The organism is Pseudomonas sp. 13159349 (assembly GCF_013305685.1).
In the GTDB taxonomy this organism is placed as follows: domain Bacteria; phylum Pseudomonadota; class Gammaproteobacteria; order Pseudomonadales; family Pseudomonadaceae; genus Aquipseudomonas; species Aquipseudomonas asiatica.
Genome location: NZ_CP045553.1, coordinates 2,324,595 through 2,347,659, shown reverse-complemented (window position 1 = coordinate 2,347,659; position 23,065 = coordinate 2,324,595). Strand labels below are relative to the sequence as shown.

At 57.3% G+C, this 23,065-nt stretch carries 25 protein-coding genes, 1 tRNA gene and 1 pseudogene; 9 read left to right on the top strand and 18 right to left on the bottom strand.

The features are described from left to right. The first annotated feature begins 151 nt into the window (after nucleotides 1–151). Nucleotides 152–1,885: an IlvD/Edd family dehydratase gene (locus GEV38_RS11085; protein ID WP_054572970.1), complete on the top strand. Its 1,734-nt coding sequence runs from the start codon at nucleotides 152–154 to the stop codon at nucleotides 1,883–1,885. A gap of 507 nt (nucleotides 1,886–2,392) precedes the next feature. Continuing rightward, nucleotides 2,393–3,115, top strand: coding sequence for a FadR/GntR family transcriptional regulator (locus GEV38_RS11080; RefSeq protein WP_024086746.1), 723 nt, complete (start codon nucleotides 2,393–2,395; stop codon nucleotides 3,113–3,115). A 39-nt stretch (nucleotides 3,116–3,154) separates the two neighbouring features. Here GEV38_RS11080 and glsB read toward each other — a convergent pair whose 3' ends face one another. Continuing rightward, nucleotides 3,155–4,063 (bottom strand): glutaminase B, encoded by a 909-nt coding sequence (glsB, locus tag GEV38_RS11075; RefSeq protein ID WP_015269909.1) that lies wholly within the window; start codon nucleotides 4,061–4,063, stop codon nucleotides 3,155–3,157. A 200-nt stretch (nucleotides 4,064–4,263) separates the two neighbouring features. Between glsB and GEV38_RS11070 the strand changes: the two genes are divergently transcribed. Beyond that, the gene (locus GEV38_RS11070; RefSeq protein ID WP_054572971.1) at nucleotides 4,264–5,301 is read left to right on the top strand and encodes a sensor domain-containing diguanylate cyclase; all 1,038 of its coding nucleotides are present in this window, start codon (nucleotides 4,264–4,266) and stop codon (nucleotides 5,299–5,301) included. Nucleotides 5,302–5,850: 549 nt separating this feature from the next. Here GEV38_RS11070 and GEV38_RS11065 read toward each other — a convergent pair. Next, nucleotides 5,851–6,519, bottom strand: a complete 669-nt coding sequence (locus GEV38_RS11065) for an HD domain-containing protein (RefSeq protein WP_054572972.1) — start codon at nucleotides 6,517–6,519, stop codon at nucleotides 5,851–5,853. Nucleotides 6,520–7,061: 542 nt separating this feature from the next. Between GEV38_RS11065 and GEV38_RS27655 the strand changes: the two genes are divergently transcribed. Both GEV38_RS27655 and GEV38_RS11060 read left to right on the top strand, forming a co-directional pair. Next, entirely contained in the window at nucleotides 7,062–7,304 is a 243-nt protein-coding gene (locus GEV38_RS27655) for a hypothetical protein (protein WP_054572973.1), read from the top strand. A 165-nt stretch (nucleotides 7,305–7,469) separates the two neighbouring features. Further along, nucleotides 7,470–7,733: a DUF3077 domain-containing protein gene (locus GEV38_RS11060; protein ID WP_003250694.1), complete on the top strand. Its 264-nt coding sequence runs from the start codon at nucleotides 7,470–7,472 to the stop codon at nucleotides 7,731–7,733. 118 nt (nucleotides 7,734–7,851) lie between these two features. Here GEV38_RS11060 and GEV38_RS11055 read toward each other — a convergent pair whose 3' ends face one another. Beyond that, complete coding sequence (locus GEV38_RS11055) at nucleotides 7,852–8,379, bottom strand: GNAT family N-acetyltransferase (RefSeq protein WP_239688285.1); 528 nt, start codon at nucleotides 8,377–8,379, stop codon at nucleotides 7,852–7,854. Between the two features lie 249 nt (nucleotides 8,380–8,628). Between GEV38_RS11055 and GEV38_RS11050 the strand changes: the two genes are divergently transcribed. Further along, nucleotides 8,629–9,540 (top strand): HNH endonuclease, encoded by a 912-nt coding sequence (locus GEV38_RS11050; protein ID WP_054572974.1) that lies wholly within the window; start codon nucleotides 8,629–8,631, stop codon nucleotides 9,538–9,540. A 67-nt stretch (nucleotides 9,541–9,607) separates the two neighbouring features. Next, a pseudogene (locus tag GEV38_RS27650) lies at nucleotides 9,608–9,779 on the top strand (IS5/IS1182 family transposase); the annotation flags it as partial. A 254-nt stretch (nucleotides 9,780–10,033) separates the two neighbouring features. Here GEV38_RS27650 and GEV38_RS11045 read toward each other — a convergent pair. The 14 genes from GEV38_RS11045 to thrS all read right to left on the bottom strand — a co-directional run bounded on the left by GEV38_RS11045 (nucleotide 10,034) and on the right by thrS (nucleotide 21,289). Beyond that, on the bottom strand, nucleotides 10,034–10,651 hold the full coding sequence (locus GEV38_RS11045) for a hypothetical protein (RefSeq protein ID WP_152976812.1): 618 nt from the start codon (nucleotides 10,649–10,651) through the stop codon (nucleotides 10,034–10,036). A gap of 61 nt (nucleotides 10,652–10,712) precedes the next feature. Continuing rightward, nucleotides 10,713–11,810 (bottom strand): DNA cytosine methyltransferase, encoded by a 1,098-nt coding sequence (locus tag GEV38_RS11040; protein ID WP_239688286.1) that lies wholly within the window; start codon nucleotides 11,808–11,810, stop codon nucleotides 10,713–10,715. Beyond that, a complete protein-coding gene (locus GEV38_RS11035; protein WP_081013978.1) occupies nucleotides 11,786–12,520 on the bottom strand; it encodes an MAE_28990/MAE_18760 family HEPN-like nuclease in 735 nt (244 codons plus the stop codon). Before GEV38_RS11035 ends, GEV38_RS11040 begins: the two co-directional genes overlap by 25 nt. Nucleotides 12,521–12,522: 2 nt before the next feature. Next, nucleotides 12,523–12,909, bottom strand: a complete 387-nt coding sequence (locus GEV38_RS27455) for a hypothetical protein (RefSeq protein ID WP_204375506.1) — start codon at nucleotides 12,907–12,909, stop codon at nucleotides 12,523–12,525. Next, nucleotides 12,854–13,588, bottom strand: coding sequence for a DUF262 domain-containing protein (locus GEV38_RS11030; protein WP_204375507.1), 735 nt, complete (start codon nucleotides 13,586–13,588; stop codon nucleotides 12,854–12,856). Before GEV38_RS11030 ends, GEV38_RS27455 begins: the two co-directional genes overlap by 56 nt. A 214-nt stretch (nucleotides 13,589–13,802) precedes the next feature. Continuing rightward, nucleotides 13,803–13,879: transfer RNA gene (locus GEV38_RS11025), tRNA-Pro, on the bottom strand. Between the two features lie 113 nt (nucleotides 13,880–13,992). After that, the gene (locus tag GEV38_RS11020) at nucleotides 13,993–14,349 is read right to left on the bottom strand and encodes a MerR family transcriptional regulator (RefSeq protein ID WP_003250681.1); all 357 of its coding nucleotides are present in this window, start codon (nucleotides 14,347–14,349) and stop codon (nucleotides 13,993–13,995) included. Then, entirely contained in the window at nucleotides 14,330–14,632 is a 303-nt protein-coding gene (gene ihfA, locus GEV38_RS11015) for an integration host factor subunit alpha (RefSeq protein ID WP_003250679.1), read from the bottom strand. Before ihfA ends, GEV38_RS11020 begins: the two co-directional genes overlap by 20 nt. A gap of 4 nt (nucleotides 14,633–14,636) precedes the next feature. After that, nucleotides 14,637–17,018 (bottom strand): phenylalanine--tRNA ligase subunit beta, encoded by a 2,382-nt coding sequence (gene pheT, locus GEV38_RS11010; protein WP_024086742.1) that lies wholly within the window; start codon nucleotides 17,016–17,018, stop codon nucleotides 14,637–14,639. A 31-nt stretch (nucleotides 17,019–17,049) separates the two neighbouring features. After that, nucleotides 17,050–18,066, bottom strand: a complete 1,017-nt coding sequence (pheS, locus tag GEV38_RS11005; RefSeq protein WP_013972006.1) for a phenylalanine--tRNA ligase subunit alpha — start codon at nucleotides 18,064–18,066, stop codon at nucleotides 17,050–17,052. A 109-nt stretch (nucleotides 18,067–18,175) separates the two neighbouring features. Beyond that, entirely contained in the window at nucleotides 18,176–18,532 is a 357-nt protein-coding gene (gene rplT / locus GEV38_RS11000; RefSeq protein ID WP_003250671.1) for a 50S ribosomal protein L20, read from the bottom strand. 27 nt (nucleotides 18,533–18,559) lie between these two features. After that, nucleotides 18,560–18,754 (bottom strand): 50S ribosomal protein L35, encoded by a 195-nt coding sequence (gene rpmI, locus GEV38_RS10995; protein ID WP_003250667.1) that lies wholly within the window; start codon nucleotides 18,752–18,754, stop codon nucleotides 18,560–18,562. Nucleotides 18,755–18,815: 61 nt separating this feature from the next. After that, nucleotides 18,816–19,367 carry a translation initiation factor IF-3 gene (infC, locus tag GEV38_RS10990; protein WP_013972005.1) on the bottom strand — a complete coding sequence of 184 codons (552 nt, stop codon included), beginning with the start codon at nucleotides 19,365–19,367 and terminating at the stop codon, nucleotides 18,816–18,818. Beyond that, nucleotides 19,367–21,289 carry a threonine--tRNA ligase gene (thrS, locus tag GEV38_RS10985; protein WP_054572421.1) on the bottom strand — a complete coding sequence of 641 codons (1,923 nt, stop codon included), beginning with the start codon at nucleotides 21,287–21,289 and terminating at the stop codon, nucleotides 19,367–19,369. Before thrS ends, infC begins: the two co-directional genes overlap by 1 nt. A 338-nt stretch (nucleotides 21,290–21,627) precedes the next feature. Between thrS and GEV38_RS10980 the strand changes: the two genes are divergently transcribed. Next, nucleotides 21,628–21,933: a hypothetical protein gene (locus GEV38_RS10980; RefSeq protein ID WP_054572420.1), complete on the top strand. Its 306-nt coding sequence runs from the start codon at nucleotides 21,628–21,630 to the stop codon at nucleotides 21,931–21,933. 162 nt (nucleotides 21,934–22,095) lie between these two features. Next, a complete protein-coding gene (locus GEV38_RS10975; protein ID WP_003250656.1) occupies nucleotides 22,096–22,308 on the top strand; it encodes a cold-shock protein in 213 nt (70 codons plus the stop codon). 207 nt (nucleotides 22,309–22,515) lie between these two features. Here GEV38_RS10975 and GEV38_RS10970 read toward each other — a convergent pair whose 3' ends face one another. After that, a complete protein-coding gene (locus GEV38_RS10970) occupies nucleotides 22,516–22,836 on the bottom strand; it encodes an I78 family peptidase inhibitor (RefSeq protein WP_003260961.1) in 321 nt (106 codons plus the stop codon). Between the last annotated feature and the right edge of the window lie 229 nt (nucleotides 22,837–23,065).

Genomic DNA, 23,065 nt, shown 5'->3' with positions numbered 1-23,065 from the left:
AGCACCTGGCCGGGGACTTTTTGGCAGACCTCTGACCTGGGGGAATGATCTTATAGTATTACTAATTGAGCCAACAAGCCTTCACAGAGACCATTTTTATCAGTAAAGTCGATCGCACAACGACAAATAGTAATACTAATTAGGTGTTCCCATGTCTGATAACAAACGCCCACTGCGCTCCGCCCAATGGTTCGGCACCGCCGACAAGAACGGTTTCATGTACCGCAGCTGGATGAAGAACCAGGGTATTCCGGACCACGAATTCCAGGGCAAGCCGATCATCGGCATCTGCAACACCTGGTCGGAACTGACCCCGTGCAATGCGCACTTCCGCAAGATTGCCGAACACGTCAAGAAGGGTGTGCTGGAGGCTGGCGGCTTCCCGGTGGAGTTCCCGGTGTTCTCCAGCGGCGAGTCCAACCTGCGCCCCACGGCCATGCTCACCCGCAACCTGGCGAGCATGGATGTGGAGGAAGCCATCCGTGGCAACCCGGTGGACGCCGTGGTGCTGCTGACCGGCTGCGACAAGACCACCCCGGCGCTGCTGATGGGCGCGGCGAGCTGTGACGTGCCGGCGATCGTGGTTACCGGTGGGCCGATGCTGAACGGCAAGCACAAAGGCAAGGACATTGGCGCCGGCACCATCGTCTGGCAGATGCACGAGGCCTACAAGGCCGGCCAGATCGACCTCAACGAGTTCCTCTCGGCCGAGGCCGGCATGTCGCGCTCGGCGGGTACCTGCAACACCATGGGCACCGCCTCGACCATGGCCTGCATGGCCGAAGCGCTGGGCACCTCGCTGCCGCACAACGCCGCCATCCCGGCGGTGGATGCACGCCGGTACGTGCTGGCCCACCTGTCGGGCATGCGCATTGTCGACATGGTGCGCGAAGACCTGCGCCTGTCGAAAATCCTCACCCGCGAAGCCTTCGAGAACGCCATCCGCGTCAACGCCGCCATCGGTGGCTCGACCAACGCGGTGATTCACCTGAAGGCCATTGCCGGGCGCATCGGCGTGGACCTGCAGCTGGAAGACTGGACCCGCATCGGCCGCGGTACGCCAACCTTGGTCGACCTGCAGCCTTCGGGCCGTTTCCTGATGGAAGAGTTCTACTACGCCGGCGGCCTGCCTGCGGTCATCCGCCGCCTGGGCGAACACGGCCTGCTGCCCAACCCTGCCGCGCTGACGGCCAACGGCAAGAGCCTGTGGGACAACTGCCAGGCCGCACCGCTGTACGACGAAGAGGTGATCCGCCCGATCGACAAGCCGCTGGTGGCCGACGGCGGCATCTGCATCCTGCGCGGCAACCTGGCGCCCAAGGGCGCCGTGCTCAAGCCCTCGGCAGCCACCCCGGCGTTGATGCAGCATCGTGGCCGCGCCGTGGTGTTCGAGAACTTCGACGACTACAAGGCACGCATCAACGACCCCGAGCTGGATGTGGATGCCAGTTCCGTGCTGGTGATGAAGCACTGCGGGCCCAAGGGCTACCCGGGCATGGCCGAGGTCGGCAACATGGGCCTGCCGGCCAAGCTGCTGGCACAGGGCGTGACCGACATGGTGCGTATTTCCGATGCCCGCATGAGCGGCACCGCCTACGGCACCGTGGTGCTGCACGTGGCGCCGGAAGCGGCAGCTGGCGGGCCGTTGGCTGCCGTGCGCGAAGGTGACTGGATCGAACTGGATTGCAAGGAAGGCCGGCTGCACCTGGACATTACCGACGAGGAACTGGCCGGCCGCCTGGCCGACCTGCAAGCCCCGCCGCAGTTGATCAGCGGTGGTTACGCCAAGCTGTATTTGGACCACGTCATGCAGGCCGATGAGGGTTGTGACTTCGACTTCCTGGTCGGATGCCGCGGGGCGGCGGTGCCCAAGCACTCGCACTAAGGCCTGAAGCCTGTCGTTTAGCGTCATCGGGGCTGCTGCGCAGCCCATCGCCGGCAAGCCGGGCTCCCACAGGTACGGCGCCCCCCCAAGAGCTACGCGGTCCCTGTGGGAGCCCGGCTTGCCGGCGATGGGCCGCAAAGCGGCCCCCAGACCGCTTAATTGACTGGCATCAGGGCATGCCCGCGAACACCGGCAAAGCCGGTGCCATCCACCGCGTCGCCTGCTTCGCGGGTGAACCCGCTCCCACAGGTCCGGCGCAGGCTTCGGGCTCGCGCTGTACCTGTAGGAGCGGCTTCAGCCGCGAACACCGGCGTAGCCGGTGCCATCCACCGCGTCGCCTGCTTCGCGGGTGAACCCGCTCCCACTGGGACGGCGCAGGCTTTAGGCTCACGCGGTACCTGTGGGAGCGGCCGTGGCCGCGAACACCGGCGCAGCCGGTGCCATGCACCGCGTCGACGCGCTAATGCTATGATGCTGCCCCCGCCAGAAGGATCCGCCCCGCCCCACATGAACTACCGCCAGCCCACCACGCGCAAGAGCATGCACGCCACCCTGGTCCAGGACCTTGGCGTACAGATCGTATCCGGCCAACTCGCACCCGGGCAAAAGCTGCCTTCCGAGGCCAGCCTGTGCGAAGCCTACGCGATCAGCCGGCCGGTGTTCCGCGAGGCGATGCGCGCCCTTACCGCCAAGGGCCTGATCGAGGCCCGCCCGCGGGTGGGTACCCTGGTGCGGCCGCGCCATGACTGGCACATGCTCGACCCGGACGTGCTGCACTGGCTGATGCAGGCCACACCGCAACAGGAATTCTTCAACATGCTGAGCAGCGTACGCTGGGTCATCGAACCCGCCGCCGCCGCACTGGCCGCCACCAACGCCAGCGCCGACGACGTCGATTCGATCGCCGAGGCCTACCAGCGCATGGAAGCCGCCCGCAACCATGAAGAGCGCCTGCAGCCGGACCTGGACTTCCACGCCCGTATCGCCGACGCCACCCACAACGACCTGCTGGCCTACCTGTGCAACATGCTGTCGATGGCGCTGCGCGAGTCGGTGCGCTACTCCAACCAGCGGGCGAATTTCGACGAACTCGCCCTGCCCCGGCACAAGGCGATTCTGACCGCTATCCAGAACGGTGACGCGCTGGGCGCGCGGCATGCTTCACTGGTACAGCTTGAAGATGCCCGCGTGGCCCTGGCCAAGGTACTGGGGCAGGACCCGACGAGCTGAGGTATCGACCGGGCCTACCTCAGCCACCGGGCCCGCCGATCAGAACACCGACCAGCCGATCCGCGAACTGAGCAGTTCGAGCGCCGCCATGCCGGCCAGGGAGTTACCCGCCGCATTCAACTCCGGCGACCACACGCACACGGTAAATTGCCCCGGCACGATCGCCACAATCCCGCCCCCCACGCCACTCTTGCCCGGCAACCCCACCCGATAGGCGAAATTCCCTGCTTCGTCATACAACCCGCTGGTGGCCATGATCGAGTTCACCTGCTGGGTCTGGCGCCGGGTCAGAATCTGCTCACCGCTGTGCTTGCAGAACCCATCATTGGCCAGGAAACAGAACGCCCGGGCCAGGTCCAGGCAATTCATCTGGAGCGCGCAGTAGCTGAAATAGCTGCGCAGTACCGTTTCCACCTCGTTATGGAAGTTGCCGAACGACTGCATCAGGTAAGCCATGGCCGCGTTGCGCGCGCGGAACTGATACTCCGAGTCGGCAACGCGGGCATCGATCGCGATATGGGGATTGCCCGATAGCCGCCGCACGAAATCGCGCATCGACAACGTGGGTGCAGCGAAGCGCGACTGGTTGATATCGCAGATCACCAACGCACCCGCATTTATAAAGGGGTTGCGCGGCCGGCCGCGTTCGAACTCCAGTTGCACCAGCGAGTTGAACGGTTGGCCGGAAGGCTCATGGCCAAGCCGCTGCCAAATGGCTTCCCCGGAGTGCCCGATCGCCTGCACCAGGCTGAACACTTTGGAAATACTCTGCACCGAGAACGGCACCAGCGCGTCGCCTGCACAGTAATAGCTGCCATCGTTGCCATAGACCGCGATGCCCAGCTGGTTCGCCGGCACATCGGCCAGCGCGGGAATGTAGTCAGCCACTTTGCCCTTGCCGATCAAGGGACGTACTTCTTCGAGAATCTCGTTCAACAGCGTTTGCATGAAAGGCCCTGTATCAGTCCCCAGACGACGGCTAAGGGGTAGCATTCTTGACGAAGATCGAGCGAAAGAAATCACACTCCCGGCAAGAAATTGTCGGCCGACCGTGCATCACGCCATGGCCTATGCTGTGCTTGTTTCGACGGTATACAGACCGCGCACCCGCCAGGTACCCAAGCCAACCAAGGAACGGAGGACCCACAATGCCAGCTTGCCCCTTGCCCGCTGACGAAGCGCTGCGCCAGCGCACGCTCGACGACATGAACCTGGTCGACACGCCAGCCGAGCATTACCTGGATACCCTGGTGCGGCTCACCCAGGACCTGGCCCATGTGGACACTGTGCTTATCAGCCTGATCGACCAGGACCGACAGTGGTTCAAGGCCCGCATAGGCCTTGAGGCAAGCGAGACGACGCGCAGTGTTTCGTTCTGCGGCTACGCCATTCTCGGCGAGGACACCCTGACGGTGCCCGACGCCAAGTGCGACGAACGATTCGTCGACAACCCGCTCGTGCTGAACGCGCCCTACATCCGCTTTTACGCCGGCCACCCCTTGCGCGCCGGCAACGGTAAAGCCATCGGCACGCTGTGCATGTTCGACCCGCGCCCACGCGTGCTCAGCGAGGCTCAGCAAGCGAACTTCAGGGACCTGGCCACGCTCGCCGAGGGGTATCTGCAGCTGCGTACCTTGGCCCAGGTGAACCGCGATCTGCGGCTTGAAATGGATCGCGAGCAGCGCAAAGCCCTGCTCGACCCTTTGACACAACTGTGGAACCGCGGTGCGTTGTCGGCGTTTGAAGCGCATGAACGGCGATTGGCCGAGGTGAACGGCTTACAACTGGGTGCGGTTTATGCCGACCTGGATCACTTCAAGTCCATCAACGACAAGTACGGCCATGGCGGCGGTGACAAGGTGCTTTGCGAAACTGCGCGTCGCCTGCGCGCTGCACTGCGCCCCGATGACCTGGTGGTGCGCCATGGGGGTGAGGAGTTTGTTGCAATTTTGCAGGTGAAGGACAGCGAAGAGCTGACCCGGATTGCTGAGCGGATTCGCGAACAGGTGGGTGCTAGCCCGATGCAGTTGCCCTGTGGTCAGTTGAACGTAACCCTGAGCATCGGGTGCACCCTGTTTGCCACAGGAGAAACGCTGGATGACGCGCTGGAACGCGCTGACAAAGGGCTTTACGACGCCAAACAGAATGGTCGGAACCGGGTTGTCTACATAGCGCCACCTCTCTGAGACGAGCACGATCCGGGTTGTGCGGCATCTCTTCTCGCCTCTCAGCCCGCCTATTCATTGCCCCAGACCCCGCCCCGCTCGACACTCCCGCTCCGCCAAAGCTGGATTATCTGAATGCCCCAACACAGCGCTCAAACCCTGCGCGTCCCCCCCTGTGGGAGCGGGCGCGCCCGCGAACACGGGCGCAGCCCGTGCCATCCACGGTAAACCCGCTAAAAAAGCTGCAAGCCACTCATCAATAAGCAGAACCGCACACAAAAGGTCTCCACGAACAAATCCGCCCTCAAAACTGCCCACATCTCCCTGAATTAGCAGGTCCCCCTGTAGGAGCGGCTTCAGCCGCGAACACCGGCGCAGCCGGTGCCATGCCCACGCCAGATTCTTCCCCGCCCAAACGCAATACTCAGGGCCATGAGACCACAGCTACCCGCCTCCAAAACCCAAGGCCTTGCACCTTGCCCAAAGGCACCTGCCAAATCGATCAGCCATACGCAGTTCCAGGACAACTGGCCAACGCCCAAAACAACCTGCCAATCGCCCCAAGCCCCGTCACTGCATCCCTACCCCGCCGGCCCCGATCTCATCCATGAAATCCGCAAGAAACACTTCAAGCCGAGCATGGCGCTCAGCAGCCAGCCGAGCCCCTTCAGCAGTTTTAAAACCTGACGCAAGCTTGAGCAGCTTGGTATGAAAGTGCTCGACCGCATACGCCTTGTCCTGATACTCCCTCCCCCACGCCGTGGGGTTCTCGAAATCGTACAGCGCCGACCCCATTCGCCCGGAAACGTAAAAACACCGGGCGATACCCACTGCACCTATGGCGTCCAGGCGATCGCTGTCCTGAAGAATCCTGGCCTCAAGGGTGAGTGGTTCGAAGCCAGCCGAGTAGCTGTGGGTTTTGACTGCATGCGCCACCTGCTCGATGCGCTGCAAGGGCCAGCCCATATCAGCCAGGATTGACGCCGCCCTTTGTGCGGACAGCGTTGACGCCTGCCCACGCAAGGGCGAGTTCTTTTCTACTGCGACACAATCATGCAGCACAGTCGCTGCAAGCAGCACTTCCAGGTCGCCGCCTTCTACGCGCTGTATCCGTTGTGCGTTGACCCATACGCGATAGATGTGGGACAGGTCGTGGGAGCCATCTGGCTGGTCAGCCGGTAGATACTTCAGCAGGTCAGCGGCAAAGCGCGGGAAAGGGGCAAAAGCTTCGATAGTCATCTTCGGTGCATTCCATGGGCTGATACTTGGCGTCCGTTGCAGGGGGCAGGCCCGTGACCTGCCTTGGTCCAGATGCGAGCGAGTCAGTTTCAAGGCTTGAGTGGTGAAAGTCCATGCTGGACCGTTTGTTGGCATCGCGACATAACTGGATACAGGGATTCGTGAGTGGAAAGCTTTTTGTGAGCCACAAACCGTTAACAGAGCAGCCGGCGTTGCATGCTGTGAGGGTGAATGGGCAAAAAAAGTCAGAATTAGCCCCTTCCTTGTAGGCCATTTCCCAAAGATACTCCCTGCGCCTGTTTTTCGTTGCACATGGAAATCGTGAACCATAGTCTCGACCTGCCGCTACCAATTGGCGGCACGGTTTTGACAGGCCGTGGTTCACTGAGAGCATGTGCAATGCCAGTTATGGCAGCTGTGCGTGGGGCACCTTTGTGTGCGCCGGGATTCTCAGTGCCCCCGGTCTGTCAACCCACAAACAGCTGCCACCCTTCCGTTTGACAGCGGATCTGCGGCAGCCCTTTAAGGCACTGAGAGGGTTTATGCTGAAGATAGTCCCTGATCCACCCCACAATGTTCTATCCCTTGAAGACACCCTGATCCAGGCCACGGATTACGCGCTATGCGCGGCGACCGTTGTGCATCAGGCAATACTGCTGCAGCCCAAGTCGCCAGCGTCGATTCTGATGATGGCTTCGATGCATGAGCTAGAGACGCTGCGAGCTTTGCTTGAATCTGCGCTGGTTCAAGTACAGATGCCCACTGAGCCTAGGACATTGCACTAAGGCTTCATTGATGTGTCGCCTGGGCTGCCCCAATCGCGAGCAAGCCGGGCTCCCGCATGGATCTGATCTACGCCACAGATCTCGAGGCCTGTGCAGTACCTATGGGAGCTGGCTTGCCGGCGATGAGGCCAGACCAGGCACTAGAAATTTCGGGGAGATTGAACAATGTCCACAGAAGAAACCAAATTCACCGTCGGCAAAACCACCTTCTACCAAGGTGAAAACCAGACCCATCCGCTGTTCCGCATCGAAGCAGGCATCCCCTGCCAGAGCGCCCGCGAACAGGCCTCGGAGCTGATGGGCTATGCACGGGATATGACCCTGGACGGCTTGATGGAAGACAAACCTCAGCTGATCTGGGCATCGCATTACCTCTGCGCATTGGCGAAGGCGCTGATGGATGATGCCGAGCTGGGCATGATGCGCTGAAGTGCCTACTCGTTACTCAGGGCCGCCTTCAGAAACCTCTGAAGGCTTTTCTCCCGCCGGAACCATGCGACTAAATATCCCCGCTTCACCGCCCGACACCACAACTCAGCCACAGCAGCTATTGAGCCGGGCTATCAGTACCAGAGCGTAAACATAGGTTCAGTTCCATCGACTGAGAGCTCAAAGAAGAACCTTGGCGCAAAGGTTCCGGCAAACCGATGTCACAAAACCCGTTTGACCTATAAAGGCGCATCGCCGGGGTATCTGCGATCGTCACGCCCAAGCGTATACGTTGCGCCCCTCGACCTTCAGCCCAAGCAACAGCTCTTGCCAGCAGAGCCCGACCGGCTCCAGTACCGCGTGAGACGGGGTCTACCCACATCTGAAAAACCTCGACGACAGCTGGCTCAGCTTCTGATGCTTTGCACCTAACCAAGCCACAAGGCTCGGCGTGCTGAAAAGCCAAAAAAGCCTGTGCGCTGGTGAAGGTTGCTACAGCGGAAACACGGGCTTCCCAATCATCGTCGCTTCGAGTTGCCTCACGCTCGTAGGTGCTTGCGAATGTGTCCGGTGACTCTCGCAGGGCCCGCAAACGCAGATTCCGATAAAGCCGCCACTCATTTGCGGCTATGGGGCGAACAAACACGATGGTACCTCCAATTGTTTTCCTCCCGTCAGCCAGAGACCGGCTTGCAAGGGTTACGCGCCTTTCACTTCGTAGTAAGCCAATCGCTACCCCATAGCTCGGTCCACTGCGGCTTAGACCTACACACCAAACGGTATTTTCCTACGCTCTTCCGCTTTTAGTCTGAAGGAAGTAAGGTGTTGTGCATCTCTAAAAGAGGCGAAAGCGGGTATCAGCCCTTCGCCTACGCCACACGCAAGGAAGCCGCCCGTGACCACTCCAATCACCCCAACGCCAAACATAAAACCGCACGGGCTTTTGGCATCGGAGCGGTTGGAGCCAGGCACCATCTATACACGAGAGGATCTTAGGGTTCTTTTCGACATAAAGGATGCCACTCTCAACACCGGCATATTTCGACCTAAGGGATACGACTCCGTTTGGCTGTTCATTACCGAGCATAAGACATCCGATAGAACGCAGTACGTAGATGCGCTGGAAGGCGATACCCTCCACATGCAAGGCCAGCGCATGGGGCGAACCGATGCGCTCATTTCGGATCACCACAAGCGCGGTCTGGAGCTACTGCTTTTCTATCGGAAAGCAAAGTACGAATACCCACACGCCGGCTTCAAATACGAAGGGATCTTCACCTACCAGAGACATTCTGGCACCGCTCCTACTTCCTTTGTATTGAGTCGCGATCAGACTACGGCTGATGAAACGCTGTCAGCTAAGATCGAGCAACAGTTCAGCACTCAAGGCGAGTTCAACCCCGAAGACATCAGTGATGCACGCACGCGTACAGTAGCGTCCATCGTCCATCGGCGCGGCCAGCCTCAATTCAGAAAGGAATTGCTCAAGGCCTACCAAGGACGATGTGCCATCACGGCTTGTTCGTTACAGCAGGTGCTGGAAGCCGCCCATATACATCCCTACCTGGGCGATGAAACGAACGTCGTCTCCAATGGCCTGTTGCTCAGAGCTGATGTGCATACCCTATTCGACTTAGGGTTGCTGTGGGTAAACCCAGATGATTTGCGTATCGAGATTTCCGAGGTGCTGAGGAGTAGCGAATATGTATCATTTGAAGGGCAATCGCTATTCTTACCAGAAAATGAGGCGGAGCGCCCGAGCCGCCTGGCGCTTGAGTTTAGGTTCAACACTATTGCCAATAGTTAATCAGGCTCATGCACGACGTATTTTCTTCGAGGCGCAAACGTGCAACCAAACGGAAAATCCCAACGTGCGGATCGCAGCCCTCCGCAGTACTTACAAGCATTTGAGCAAACACAGTGTTTTCCACAAGTCCAAACGTCAGATCGAGAAGGTGAAGCGCAGACACGGGCGAAAGTCAAACATCCCTTTCACGTGAAAAAACACCAGTTCGGTTATGTGGAAACCGCTTCCGTGGGTTAGCCAATTTTCGTTTGTAGAGCGACTTGTTCGGGGCTTCCCTAGTATAACTTCTTACAGTCACTTGACACTCTTCTCAAGTCGCAAACAACGAATATGCGCTCTCAGGCTTTTTTCAACCACCCCGAAAGCCATAGCCAAATCTGTTTACTTCCCCTAACTGCTTAGCGTTATGGGTAACCACCCCGAGAAATAACCGCAACTTCCGAAAGTCAATCCAGGCAATGTTGGTTTGGAACCGACCAAACCCAAATCACAGCTACCGACCACAACCATACCACTGAGCTTTTTGCTTATTCTGCTCGATAAACTCGCCATACTTTCCGAGCAATAGATTTGACTTAGCCAACGTATATATTTGAATAAATTTACCCTTGGCAACATTATATCGCATTAGCGACTCACCAGAAAGACAATGGTAATTAACATCTAGATTAACACCAAGCTCAGAGAACTCACTCATTAGCTTTTGTATCTTTTCTTCCATGCTGGCAGAAACTTGATCTCTAGCTAATAGCTTTCGATCAGCCTGAAGACTCCGACTCTCTAGAAGGAAAGCCTTTTCTCTATCAGACAACTCCAATTTCTGTTGAGCTATTTGTTCCATCGCTCGTTCACTCAAAAACTCACGCTTCTGAAGTTCCAACTCACGCTTCGCTTGCTCGACTTTAAAATCCGCCTTCTCCTTTTCAAACGCCAGCCTTAGTTCATTCACAGATATTCTCTGCTCAGTCAGCCGACTGGCTTGAGCCTCCTGTTCCTTATGGACATCCCACATTTTCCATCCGGCACCACCATAAAATATAAAGACAACTATAATACCGACCAAATTGCGCCTTATAATATATGATAGTTTTTTCAAATCCAGGTCAAGCACTGTAAAAACCCACAACGATCACCTAATAATACGGAAGCCGTATAGCTTCCGAAGCAAAATATCAAGAATTTGCTAACTTTGCCTGAACGAATGAACCCAAATGAGAAAATAACGTTTCCGCTATAACCTCACCAAGCCTTACAGGAACCGCATTCCCAATAAGTCTACCAAGCTTGTTGAATCTAACCTTCTCATCATCAGGTAAGAATTTGTACTCCTCTGGGAAAGTTTGAAGTATCGCCGCTTCCCGCAGAGAAATAGCTCGGTCTTGCGATGGGTGGCCAAAACGGCCATTACCAAACCCGAAACATTGAGTTGTGATCGTTGGCGACGGCTTATCCCATTCCATTCGGCCATACACACTCGGGTAAGTGGATCCAGAACTTTTGATATGGCAAGTAGCAAGAAGTTCTGGAGGCCAGTCTCGCCAGGTCCCCCCAGGAGAAGAGGCCTTTATCCGCCGCATATTTAAAGGACTCAGGGATGATGCTGTATGTAAAGGATCTGAAGAATCAGCCTGACCTGCGTTAATTGCCGGCAGATGACCAATAACATCTCTAACTGTTACTGGCTTAGCATGTGTTGGGGTTAATTGAAGGTAATCCCCTCCAAGCTTAGATGCAATTAAAACCAACCTCTTTCTCGTCTGTGGAATACCGTATTGCAAGCAGTCGACAACCCCCCACCAACAGCTATACCCCTTGAGGAGTGCAACGAAGTCCAAGAAAACCTGATGATCTGCAAGCTGAGGCACGTTTTCCATTGTAACAAAATCAGGCTGAAGCTCTTCGACAAGCCGAGCAAACTCTAAAGCTAGCGGCCACTGTTGCTCGTGCTTTTTGTTTCTTCCTTTTCGACTGTAAGTAGAGAATGGTTGGCAAGGTGCACAGCCAGCCAATAGGCTATACTCTCCACCTTTCAAATAGGAAGCAATATCAGCACCTTGTAGGCTAGATATATCTGCGGCAATAAATTTTGACGCATTATTCAATTCAAATGCAAATTTACAGTTCACATCCAAATCAACACCAGCGGCCACATTGATCCCCGCACGCATCAAACCGTGAGTTAGTCCACCCACCCCACAGAAAAGATCAACGGCGTTAATTCTCGGAAGACTCAAACCTTTCACCTTTAAACTGGTCGCTTCCGTGGACACAAATATTCATGCGCAGATATGAACTCGGAAAAACATCTAATCACTTCCCGCAAGTAGTCCACCAATTTATTTTTCAAATCTGACAAACGCCCTACATCTAAAGACCCTACGCTTTCAGAAAAAGATATTGCTCCATGTGCCAACTTATTTCGTAGACTTTTAACAAGCGCAAGCGGCCCAAGATCATCTCTAAAAGGAGACTTTACACCCCTGTAGACGCTCCTATTCACCTTTAACTTAAACCCTAGCCTTTCGGTCATTTGCTCGATGGCATCATCATCCCAATTACCCCCACCGCCCTTCTCTATTGTGAATTCGGGTATAGGAAGCGAATCAACCAAATGCTGACAGAGCTTAATCGCAGAATCAAGACGCTTATCAGAGGCCATATCAGTATGAGTTCTCGCAAACGAACGCACCCATTCTCTTTTCAACGTGTCTGCCAAGTCCCCTGGCCGCAATTTTTTATCAGAGTACGCTGCGCGAGCAACTGCATCTATACACATAGTCATTGTTGACTCGACTAGATTATATAAATGCAGAAAAACGCCAGAATATAGAATGCGCTGCTGCGTCACACTAATTGGAGAACAAGCCCCCTCAAGTCTTGGAGGACCATTTTTTGACTGCTTATCGAGCTCTAACAGAAAATCAATATAAGAATCAACTTCATCCAACCTTTCTTTAAAAGTATCACGAAGGTTCTCCATGATTACTCCAAGAGCTTCTTTTTCACAAATTCAACGCGCTCTTTCAATCGTGCGATAGCATTAGCACCATCCGAACTGATAACATCCGTGTATTCACTATCCGTCAACCACCCCTCGACTGGCTTCACACGTTTAGCATTCAATTTCGGCTTTTCTCTCAATGCCAACAAAACACCTACTGCAATGGATTCAAAGCGTGTCCGAGGGGTCGCCTTCCCATTTGCATTCCGTCTAAAGCCGTACGGGAACACTTCACTAACAAACTTCATTACCCGCAAAAACTCAGACTTATGAATACCAATAAGGCCCGGGTTTCTAGCAACCTTTTGATTTTCATTTTTTACATATTTGAAAAATAAACTCCGCAGGTCGATCTTTATAGCCTTCAAGTCCATCACCATAAGCAAAGAACCTGGTAACAAGCTCTTCTCGCTCGCGCTCATTTAGATCTTTTTTGGATACTGGCGCCAAGTCAACAAACTGTTGATCTTGGGCTAACTCGATCACCAGATCCATAAATGGCCCAGCCAGTGCGCCCCGCCTAACCTCTGCTTTGTTTGCTATTTTACTGCCAGTGTTAATCCTAGCAAACATGTCAAATCGGGCCTGTTCATCCGCATGCTCGTTGAGAACAATACCGCGAATAGATCGGTTGATTACCTTTTTCTGCCGTGAGCTTGGCAAATCGGAAAATTCAAAACCAGAGAGAGCGGTTAAAGTCTCCAGTTCACCAAGCCTGAATCCGCCTGCAACAAATTCCTCAAGAGTTCTAAGTCGCTGCGAACCGTCCACGATTTCAAGCTCACCCGTGGGCATCTCCCAAAAAAACAAAAATGGAATTGGCAGCCCCAACAAAAGCGACTCGATGAACCGAGATTTTCTCTCCGGCTCCCACGTATACTCGCGCTGATACATTGGGACAACGAAGTCACCACCTTGCATTTTATTCACTAATAGCTCAACGCTATATTCCGTGAGATAAAATTCAATGCGTTTTGAAAGCTCAACTATTTGGGCTTCCGCCATGGAAATCTGATCAGAACTTTTTTTACCAGTGAGTTTTTTCATAGCAAAAAATGCCACCTCCGATCCCGATCTGCATCCTCATGAGTCCTTCATGACCTACAAAAGACGTGATTATACAGGATCGGAACCAAGAATTGGCTCGTAGCACCCATGGATGGGTGAGAAGTGCTGACTAGAAAGACATAAGAAATCAATACGCTATATTGATTCGCATACAAAAAAGCCACCTCTTGAGGTGGCTTCTTCGTTTCAATAATGGTCGGGACGGAGTGATTCGAACACTCGACCCCTTGCACCCCATGCAAGTGCGCTACCGGGCTGCGCTACGCCCCGACTGGGCTTTGAAGCATGTTCTCAATGCTACCGAGAACGTTGAAGAATGTACCCTAACCTCCTGATAAATGAAAGCTTTTTCTCAAAAAAATTTCACTCATCAAAAACCCAGATCACTTCTTCAACACCACCAACACATCCTCCAACTCGACAATCATCTGCCGAATCAGCTGCTTGTACTGGCTAGACTCATCCTTGGCCTCATCACTGGAGAGCCTCAACCGAGCCCCACCAATAGTGAACCCCTGGTCATAAAGCAGCGCACGAATCTGGCGAATCATCAGCACATCCTGCCGCTGATAATACCGCCGGTTCCCCCGCCGCTTCACGGGATTGAGCTGATCGAACTCCTGCTCCCAATACCGCAGCACGTGCGGTTTTACCGCACAAAGCTCACTCACTTCACCAATGGTGAAGTACCTTTTGCCCGGTATGGGGGGCAGTTCGTCGTTATGGCTTGGTTCCAGCATAGGCCTCAACCCGGGCCTTCAACTTCTGCCCTGGACGAAAGGTGACGACGCGCCGTGCGGTGATCGGGATTTCTTCCCCTGTCTTGGGGTTGCGGCCCGGCCGCTGGCGTTTGTCGCGAAGGTCGAAGTTGCCGAAACCGGACAGCTTGACCTGCTCGTTCTCTTCAAGTGCGTGCCGAATTTCTTCAAAAAACAGCTCGACCAGCTCCTTGGCCTCACGCTTGTTAAGCCCCAGCTCCTCGTACAGCCTTTCGGCCATCTCAGCTTTCGTCAGAGCACCCATGCCGTTATTTCCTTAACGTGGTGTTCAACCTTTGTTCGAGCGAGGTGAGGATGTTTTGCAGTGCGGCGTTCACCTCATCGTCGTTAAGAGTGCGCGATGGATGCTGCCAGGTCAAGCCGACGGCAAGGCTTTTTCTATCAGGATCAATGCCTTTACCTTGGTAGACATCAAACAGCCTGAGGTCTGTGAGCCATTCGCCTGCATTGTCACGAATTACTTCAAGCACCGAGCTAGAAGCCACATCACGTCCTGCGATCAAAGCCAGGTCGCGGCGGGTTTCCGGGAACTTGGACAGCTCGCTGAATTTCGGCAGGCGGCCTTCGACCACGTCACCCAGCACCAGCTCGAACAGGAACACCGGGCGGTCCAGGTCCAGGGCTTTTGCCAGCTCTGGGTGGATGGCGCCGAGGTAGCCGACCAGCTTGCCGTCACGCTCGATGGCGGCGGTCTGGCCTGGGTGCAGGGCTGGGTGCTTGCCGGCACTGAAGGTGAAGTCGCTCAAGGCGCCGGAGTAGCCCAGCAGGGCTTCCACGTCGGCCTTCACGTCGAAGAAGTCGACGCCGTCGCGGCCGTTGGCCCAGCCTTCTGGCAGGCGGCTGCCGGTGACAACGCCGGCGATCATCGGCTGCTGCTTCAGGTCGCCGAGCTGGCCGACGAAGCGCAGGCCGCTTTCGAACAGGCGCACACGGTCTTGCTGGCGGTTCAGGTTGTGCTGCAGTGCCTTGACCAGGCCCGGCCACAGGGACGCGCGCATGGCGGCCATGTCGCTGGAGATGGGGTTGGCCAGCAGCAGCGGCTCTACGCCCGGGCTGAACAGTTCGAACAGTTTCGGGTCGATGAAGCTGTAGGTGATGGCTTCCTGGTAGCCGCGGGCAACCAGCAGGCGGCGCAGGGTCGGCAGGTCACCGCGGGTTTCCGGCTTGCCCTGGGGGGCCAGGCGGGCTTGCGGGTAGCGAACCGGCAGGTTGTTGTAGCCGTACAGGCGGGCCAGCTCTTCGATCAGGTCCACTTCCAGGCTGATGTCGAAGCGGTGGCTCGGCACGTTCACCGTCCACTGCCCTTCCCCGCTCTTGGTGGTGGTCAGTTCCAAGGCGTTGAGCAGTTGCTCGACCTGGGCGGGATCCATTTCCATGCCGAGCATCTGGGTGATGCGTTCGGCGCGCAGGGTGACCGGGGCCACTTGCGGCAGGTGCTGTTCGCTGACGGCTTCGACGACCGGGCCGGCTTCGCCGCCGACGATGTCCAACAGCAGCTGGGTGGCGCGCTCGATGGCTTCGCGGGCCAGCTGCGAGTCTACGCCGCGCTCGTAGCGGTGCGAGGCGTCGGTGTGCAGGCCGTAGGAACGGGCTTTGCCGGCGACGGAGATCGGCTCGAAGAAGGCGCTTTCCAGGAACAGGTCGCGGGTTTTTTCGGTGTTCACACCGCTGTGCTCGCCACCCATGACGCCGGCGATGGCCAGGGCGCGGGTGTGGTCGGCGATTACCAGGGTGTCGGCGCGCAGGGCAACTTCCTGGCCGTCGAGCAGGACGAGCTTCTCGCCCTCTTCGGCCATGCGTACGCGGATGCCGCCGTTGATTTCTGCCAGGTCGAAGGCGTGCATCGGCTGGCCGAGTTCGAGCATCACGTAGTTGGTGATGTCGACGGCGGCGTCGATGCTGCGCACGTCGCTGCGGCGCAGGCGTTCGACCATCCACAGCGGGGTCGGCTTGCTCAGGTCGACGTTACGGATGACGCGGCCCAGGTAACGTGGGCAGGCAGCCGGGGCGCTGACTTCGACCGGGCGCACTTCGTCGTGGGCAGCCGGTACGGCTGGCACTACCGGGCGGGTGACCGGGGTGTCGTACAGGGCGCTGACGTCGCGGGCGAGGCCGGCGATGGACAGGCAGTCGCCGCGGTTGGGGGTGAGGCCGATTTCGATGCTGGCGTCATCCAGGCTCAGGTACTGGCGAATGTCTTCGCCAACCGGGGCGTCGGCAGCCAGTTCCAGCAGGCCGTCGTTCTCTTCGCTGATTTGCAGCTCGGCAGCCGAGCACAGCATGCCGAAGGACTCGACGCCGCGCAGCTTGGCCTTCTTGATCTTGAAGTCGCCTGGCAGTTCGGCGCCGATCATGGCGAACGGAATCTTGATGCCTGGGCGGGCGTTAGGGGCGCCGCACACGACCTGGAAGGTTTCCTGGCCGTTGCTTACCTGGCACACGCGCAGCTTGTCGGCGTCCGGGTGTTGTTCGGTGGCGAGGATTTCGCCCACGACGATGCCGCTGAACTGGCCGGCAGCGGGGGTAACGCTGTCGACTTCGAGGCCAGCCATGGACAGGCGGGCGACCAGTTCGTCACGGGAGACTTGCGGGTTTACCCAACCGCGCAGCCACTGTTCACTGAATTTCATGCTGTTCTCCTAGAATGTGCGTCGATTGGGCCTAGCGGAATTGGGCAAGGAACCGCAGGTCGTTATCGAAGAACAGACGCAAATCGTTGACGCCGTAGCGCAGCATGGCCAGGCGCTCGGCGCCCATGCCGAAGGCGAAGCCCTGGAACTCTTCAGGGTCGATGCCGGACATGCGCAGCACGTTCGGGTGCACCATGCCGCAGCCCATCACTTCCAGCCAGCCGGTCTGCTTGCACACGCGGCAGCCTTTGCCGGAACACATCACGCACTGGATGTCGACTTCGGCGGACGGCTCGGTGAAGGGGAAGAACGATGGGCGGAAACGTACCGCCAGTTCTTTTTCGAAGAACACGCGCAGGAATTCTTCGATGGTGCCCTTGAGGTCGGCGAAGTTGATATCGCGATCGATCAGCAGGCCTTCGACCTGGTGGAACATCGGCGAGTGGGTGATATCCGAGTCGCAACGGTATACGCGGCCCGGGCAGACAATGCGGATTGGCGGCTGGGTGGACTCCATGGTCCGCACCTGCACCGGCGAGGTGTGGGTGCGCAGCAGCATGTTGGCATTGAAGTAGAAGGTGTCGTGCATCGCCCGGGCCGGGTGGTGGCCTGGGATGTTGAGCGCTTCGAAGTTGTGGTAGTCGTCTTCCACCTCTGGGCCTTCGGCAATGCCGTAGCCGATGTGGGTGAAGAACTGCTCGATGCGCTCGAGTGTACGGGTGATCGGGTGCAGGCCACCGGTGGCCTGGCCGCGGCCTGGCAGGGTGACGTCAATGCATTCGGCAGCCAGGCGAGCGCTGAGCTCGGCTTCTTCGAAGGCGGCCTTGCGGGCATTGAGCACAACGGTGACGCGCTCTTTGGCGTCGTTGATCAGCGCGCCGACTTTCGGCCGCTCTTCGGCTGGCAGGTTGCCCAGGGTCTTCATCACCTGGGTCAGCTCGCCTTTCTTGCCGAGATAATTCACCCGGATCTGTTCCAGGGTATTGATGTCTTCAGCGCGCTCCACGGCCTCTAGGGCTTGGGAGACCAACGCATCCAGGTTTTCCATGTACAGACTCCAGATACGAAAATAGGGGAAGAGCTTTGAAGGCTCTTCCCCTATCGATGACGTTCAATGCCCGACGGCGCTAGCGCCGCCGGGTGATTGTCGCGGGTACTTAAGCCAGAACGGCTTTAGCTTTCTCGACAATCGCAGCAAACGCCGCTTTTTCGTTCACTGCCAGATCGGCCAGAACCTTACGGTCGATTTCGATCGAAGCCTTTTTCAGGCCAGCAATCAGACGGCTGTAGGACAGACCGTTGGTGCGGGCACCGGCGTTGATACGAGCGATCCACAGTGCGCGGAACTGACGCTTCTTCTGACGACGGTCACGGTAGGCATATTGACCTGCCTTGATGACAGCCTGCTTGGCAACGCGGAATACGCGCGAGCGTGCACCGTAGTAGCCTTTAGCCAGTTTCAGAATTTTCTTGTGACGCTTACGAGCGATGACGCCACGCTTAACACGAGCCATGAGTAACTTCCTCTATCTAAACCAGAATTAACGTACGCGCAGCATGCGCTCGACTTTTGCCACGTCAGACGGGTGCAGCAGGCTGGCACCGCGCAGTTGACGCTTACGCTTGGTCGACATTTTGGTCAGGATGTGGCTCTTGAAAGCGTGCTTGTGCTTGAAGCCGGAAGCGGTCTTCAGGAAGCGCTTCGCAGCACCGCTCTTGGTTTTCATTTTTGGCATGTTGGAACTCCGCATTCGATAAAATTACACAATAATCATCAGGCCTGCCGTGCCCGGGAGATTACTTCTTCTTTTTGGGGGCGATGACCATCATAAGCTGGCGTCCTTCCATCTTCGGATGCTGCTCAACAGAGCCGTATTCGGCGAGGTCGGCTTCGACCCGCTTCAACAGCTCCATGCCCAGCTCCTGGTGGGCCATCTCACGACCACGGAATCTCAGAGAGATCTTGGCCTTGTCCCCATCGGTAAGGAAACGTACCAGGTTGCGTAGTTTTACCTGGTAATCCCCTTCTTCCGTCCCTGGACGAAACTTGATTTCTTTGATCTGGATCTGCTTCTGGTTTTTCTTGGCTTCGTTGGCCTGCTTCTTCTTCTCGAAGAGGTGCTTGCCGTAGTCCATCACCTTGCAGACGGGCGGTTGCGCGTCTGCAGAGATTTCCACCAGATCCAGCTTCGCTTCATCAGCGATACGAAGCGCTTCATCAATCGAGACGATGCCAATCTGCTCGCCGTCAGCGCCAATTAACCGAACCTCGCGTGCCGAGATATTCTCGTTGATCGGGGCTTTCGGTGCAGTTCGTTTATCGTTTCTCATTTCACGCTTAATAGTCATTACTCCGATTCTAGGCGACCGCGCTGGGCAACAGCGCTGTTGAGCAGCTGCGTGAATTCAGCCACCGGCATGGAGCCGAGGTCTTTGCCTTCACGGGTGCGTACGGCGACGGTCTGCGTTTCGACTTCGCGATCCCCTATAACCAAAAGGTACGGGACCTTGAGCAAAGTATGCTCGCGGATTTTAAAGCCGATCTTCTCATTTCTCAAGTCCGACTTGGCACGGAAACCGCTACCGTTCAGGGTATTTTCCACCTCGAGGGCGAAATCGGCCTGCTTGTCGGTGATGTTCATGATCACGGCCTGGGTGGGTGCCAGCCAAGCCGGGAACACGCCAGCGTAGTGCTCGATCAGCATGCCGATGAAGCGCTCGAACGAACCAAGGATGGCGCGGTGCAGCATGACCGGGCGAACTCGGCTGTTATCTTCGGCGATATAGCTGGCATCCAGGCGTTCCGGCAGGTTCGGGTCGTACTGCAGGGTACCGCACTGCCAGTTACGGCCGAGGCAGTCGCGCAGGGTGAACTCGATCTTCGGGCCATAGAAGGCGCCCTCGCCCGGCTGGTATTCCCACTCCAGGCCCGATTCGTTCAAGGCGTCGGCCAGTGCGCCTTCGGCACGGTCCCACAGCTCTTCGGAACCCACGCGCTTGGCCGGGCGGGTCGACAGCTTCATGGCGATGTCGGTGAAGCCGAAGTCCTTGTACACGTCCAGGGTCAGCTTGATGAAGTCGGCGGCTTCTTTCTTCACCTGTTCTTCGGTGCAGAAGATGTGCGCGTCGTCCTGCACGAAGCCACGCACGCGCATGATGCCGTGCAGGGCGCCGGACGGCTCGTTACGGTGGCAGGCACCGAACTCGGCCAGGCGCAGCGGCAGGTCGCGGTAGCTCTTCAGGCCCTGGTTGAACACCTGCACGTGGCACGGGCAGTTCATCGGCTTGACCGCGTAGTCACGGCTTTCCGAAGAAGTGGTGAACATGTTCTCGGCGTAGTTGGACCAGTGGCCGGAACGTTCCCAGAGAATGCGGTCGACAACCTGCGGGGTCTTGATTTCCTGGTAGCCGTTGACGCGCTGGACCTGGCGCATGTACTGCTCGAGTACCTGGTACACGGTCCAGCCGTTGGCGTGCCAGAACACCATGCCCGGGGCTTCTTCCTGCAGGTGGAACAGGTCGAGCTGCTTGCCGATCTTGCGGTGGTCGCGTTTTTCGGCTTCTTCGATGCGCTGGATGTACGCAGCCAGCTGCTTCTTGTCGGCCCAAGCGGTGCCGTACACGCGTTGCAGCTGTTCGTTCTTGGCATCGCCGCGCCAATAGGCGCCGGACAGCTTGGTCAGCTTGAATGCCTTGAGGAAGCGGGTATTCGGCACGTGCGGGCCGCGGCACATGTCGACGTATTCTTCATGGTAGTACAGACCCATGGCCTGCTCGTCCGGCATGTCTTCGACCAGGCGCAGCTTGTAGTCTTCGCCACGGGCCTTGAACACGTCGATGACTTCGGCGCGCGGGGTCACCTTCTTGATGACGTCGTAGTCCTTGTCGATCAGCTCCATCATGCGCTTTTCGATGGCGGCCATGTCTTCAGGGGTGAAGGGGCGCTCGTAGGCGATGTCGTAGTAGAAGCCTTCGTCGATGACCGGGCCGATCACCATCTTGGCGGTCGGGTACAGCTGTTTCACCGCGTGGCCGACCAGGTGGGCGCACGAGTGACGGATGATCTCCAGTCCCTCTTCATCTTTAGGGGTGATGATCTGCAGGGTGGCGTCGTTGCTGATCAGGTCGCAGGCATCGACCAGTTTGCCGTCGACCTTGCCGGCCACGGTGGCCTTGGCCAGGCCGGCGCCGATGGAAGCGGCGACTTCGGCTACGGATACGGGATGATCGAACGAACGTTGACTGCCATCGGGAAGAGTAATAACGGGCATGGCGCCTCCTCTCCTAGTGGTGACCCCTACCAAAGGTCACGTGGGTTGGGATGAGCCAGTACAAGATCCGACCTGCCTTCCCGCAACGGGAAGCCTGCCTCACAGTGGCAGAAGCCTTTCGGCTTGCCAGAGACGAACCAGAGTGACTGGAAAGAAAAAAGATAGCTGCAAGCTGCAAGTTGTCAGCTGCAAGCCGGGCATGCTAGCACGCGGGTTGCACGCCAGGCAGAAATATTTGGAAATTACGCCGCAGCGGTGAACTAACGCGGAAAAATTCCTATCAGACCTTGGGAAGCAACCTACTCTTGATGAGACCTTAACCCAAGGAGTAACTGGTTATGCGAGTTCCGTCTCTTCTGGCCCTGGCGGCCGCTGGGGCCCTGCTGCTGCCCATGGCTGCGAACGCCGGCAACTTCCCGACCGGGAAGGAAGCCGCCTACATGACCCAGTGCACGCAAGTGGCTCAAGGCCAAGGCGTTGACGCTGCGGCCGCGAAAAAACACTGCGACTGTGGCGCGCAAACCATCAAAAAGAATTTCACCGACGCGGAAATTGCCGACCTCGACAGCAACGATGGCGTGGACGCCAAGCTGATGCAGAAGGCCCAGATGGTCGTGAAACAGGCCTGTGCACCGAAGAGCTGAAACCTTAAAGCCAGAGCAGACCAGCCATTCTTTGAGCTGGATCAACATCCTGCGAAGGTAAAAGGCGCTAGATGCGCAGAATTAGACTATGATGTGTTCCGTGCTCCGTAGCCTCGGCCGCATTGCACCACTGAAAAAACTAAATGTTCTGGAGATTCACCCATGTCCAATCGCCAACAAGGCACCGTCAAATGGTTCAATGATGAGAAAGGCTACGGCTTCATCACCCCAGCAGGCGGCGGCGACGACCTGTTCGTTCACTTCAAGGCCATCGAATCTGACGGCTTCAAGAGCCTGAAAGAAGGCCAGACTGTTTCCTTCGTCGCCGAGCGCGGCCAGAAGGGCATGCAGGCTGCACAGGTTCGTCCGGAGTAATTCGGATAGCTGTAAAAAAACCCGCCCTTGTGGCGGGTTTTTTTATGGGCGTTTACCAGGCTGCACGCGCTCGCTTTTTTTGTAGGAGCGGCCTTGTGTCGCGACGGGGCGCGAAGCGGCCCCTGGGTTTCAGCTTCGCAGCATCAATGGCCGGGGCCGCTTTGCGGCCCTTTCGCGACGCAAGGCCGCTCCTACAAGGACCGCGTGTCAGCCGCAGTTGACGCGAACCACCTTGCCCTGCTCGTCCACATTCAGGTTCAAGCGTTCGGAACGGTACTCGAGGGTAACCACGTCGTGCGGCTTGAGAATGCGGGCCATCTGCGAGCCACTGGCCTTGCGCGCCTGCTCCAGCAGCTCGGCGCTGGCCGGCTTGCCAATGGCAAAATCGGCGCCGCTGGCTTCGCAGCGGCCATCGTTGCCTGCCGGCGTGGCTGGCGCAGCGCCACCAGCAGAATTGCCACCAGTGCTGCAACCAGCCAGGACAGCAGCCACCGCCAGGGTTGCCAGGTAAGCACGGGTACGGAACATGAAGCCTCCTAAATCGGTCCGGGAACTGTCTGATCCGACAGTTCCGCTGATCTTTTGTTGCAAAACCGGTCAAGTCTGCCTGAACTCGCCAGCCGAGGCGAAAACGCAATCGTGACCGGATTTTGCACAAGCCGCTGCGTTTGCCATATGCTTAAGCCGCAAGGTCACTGACGCAAAGTCATGATTTAGTGCAAGAAGTGGAGCGCACCCCGCCTCCATCGAACACCAG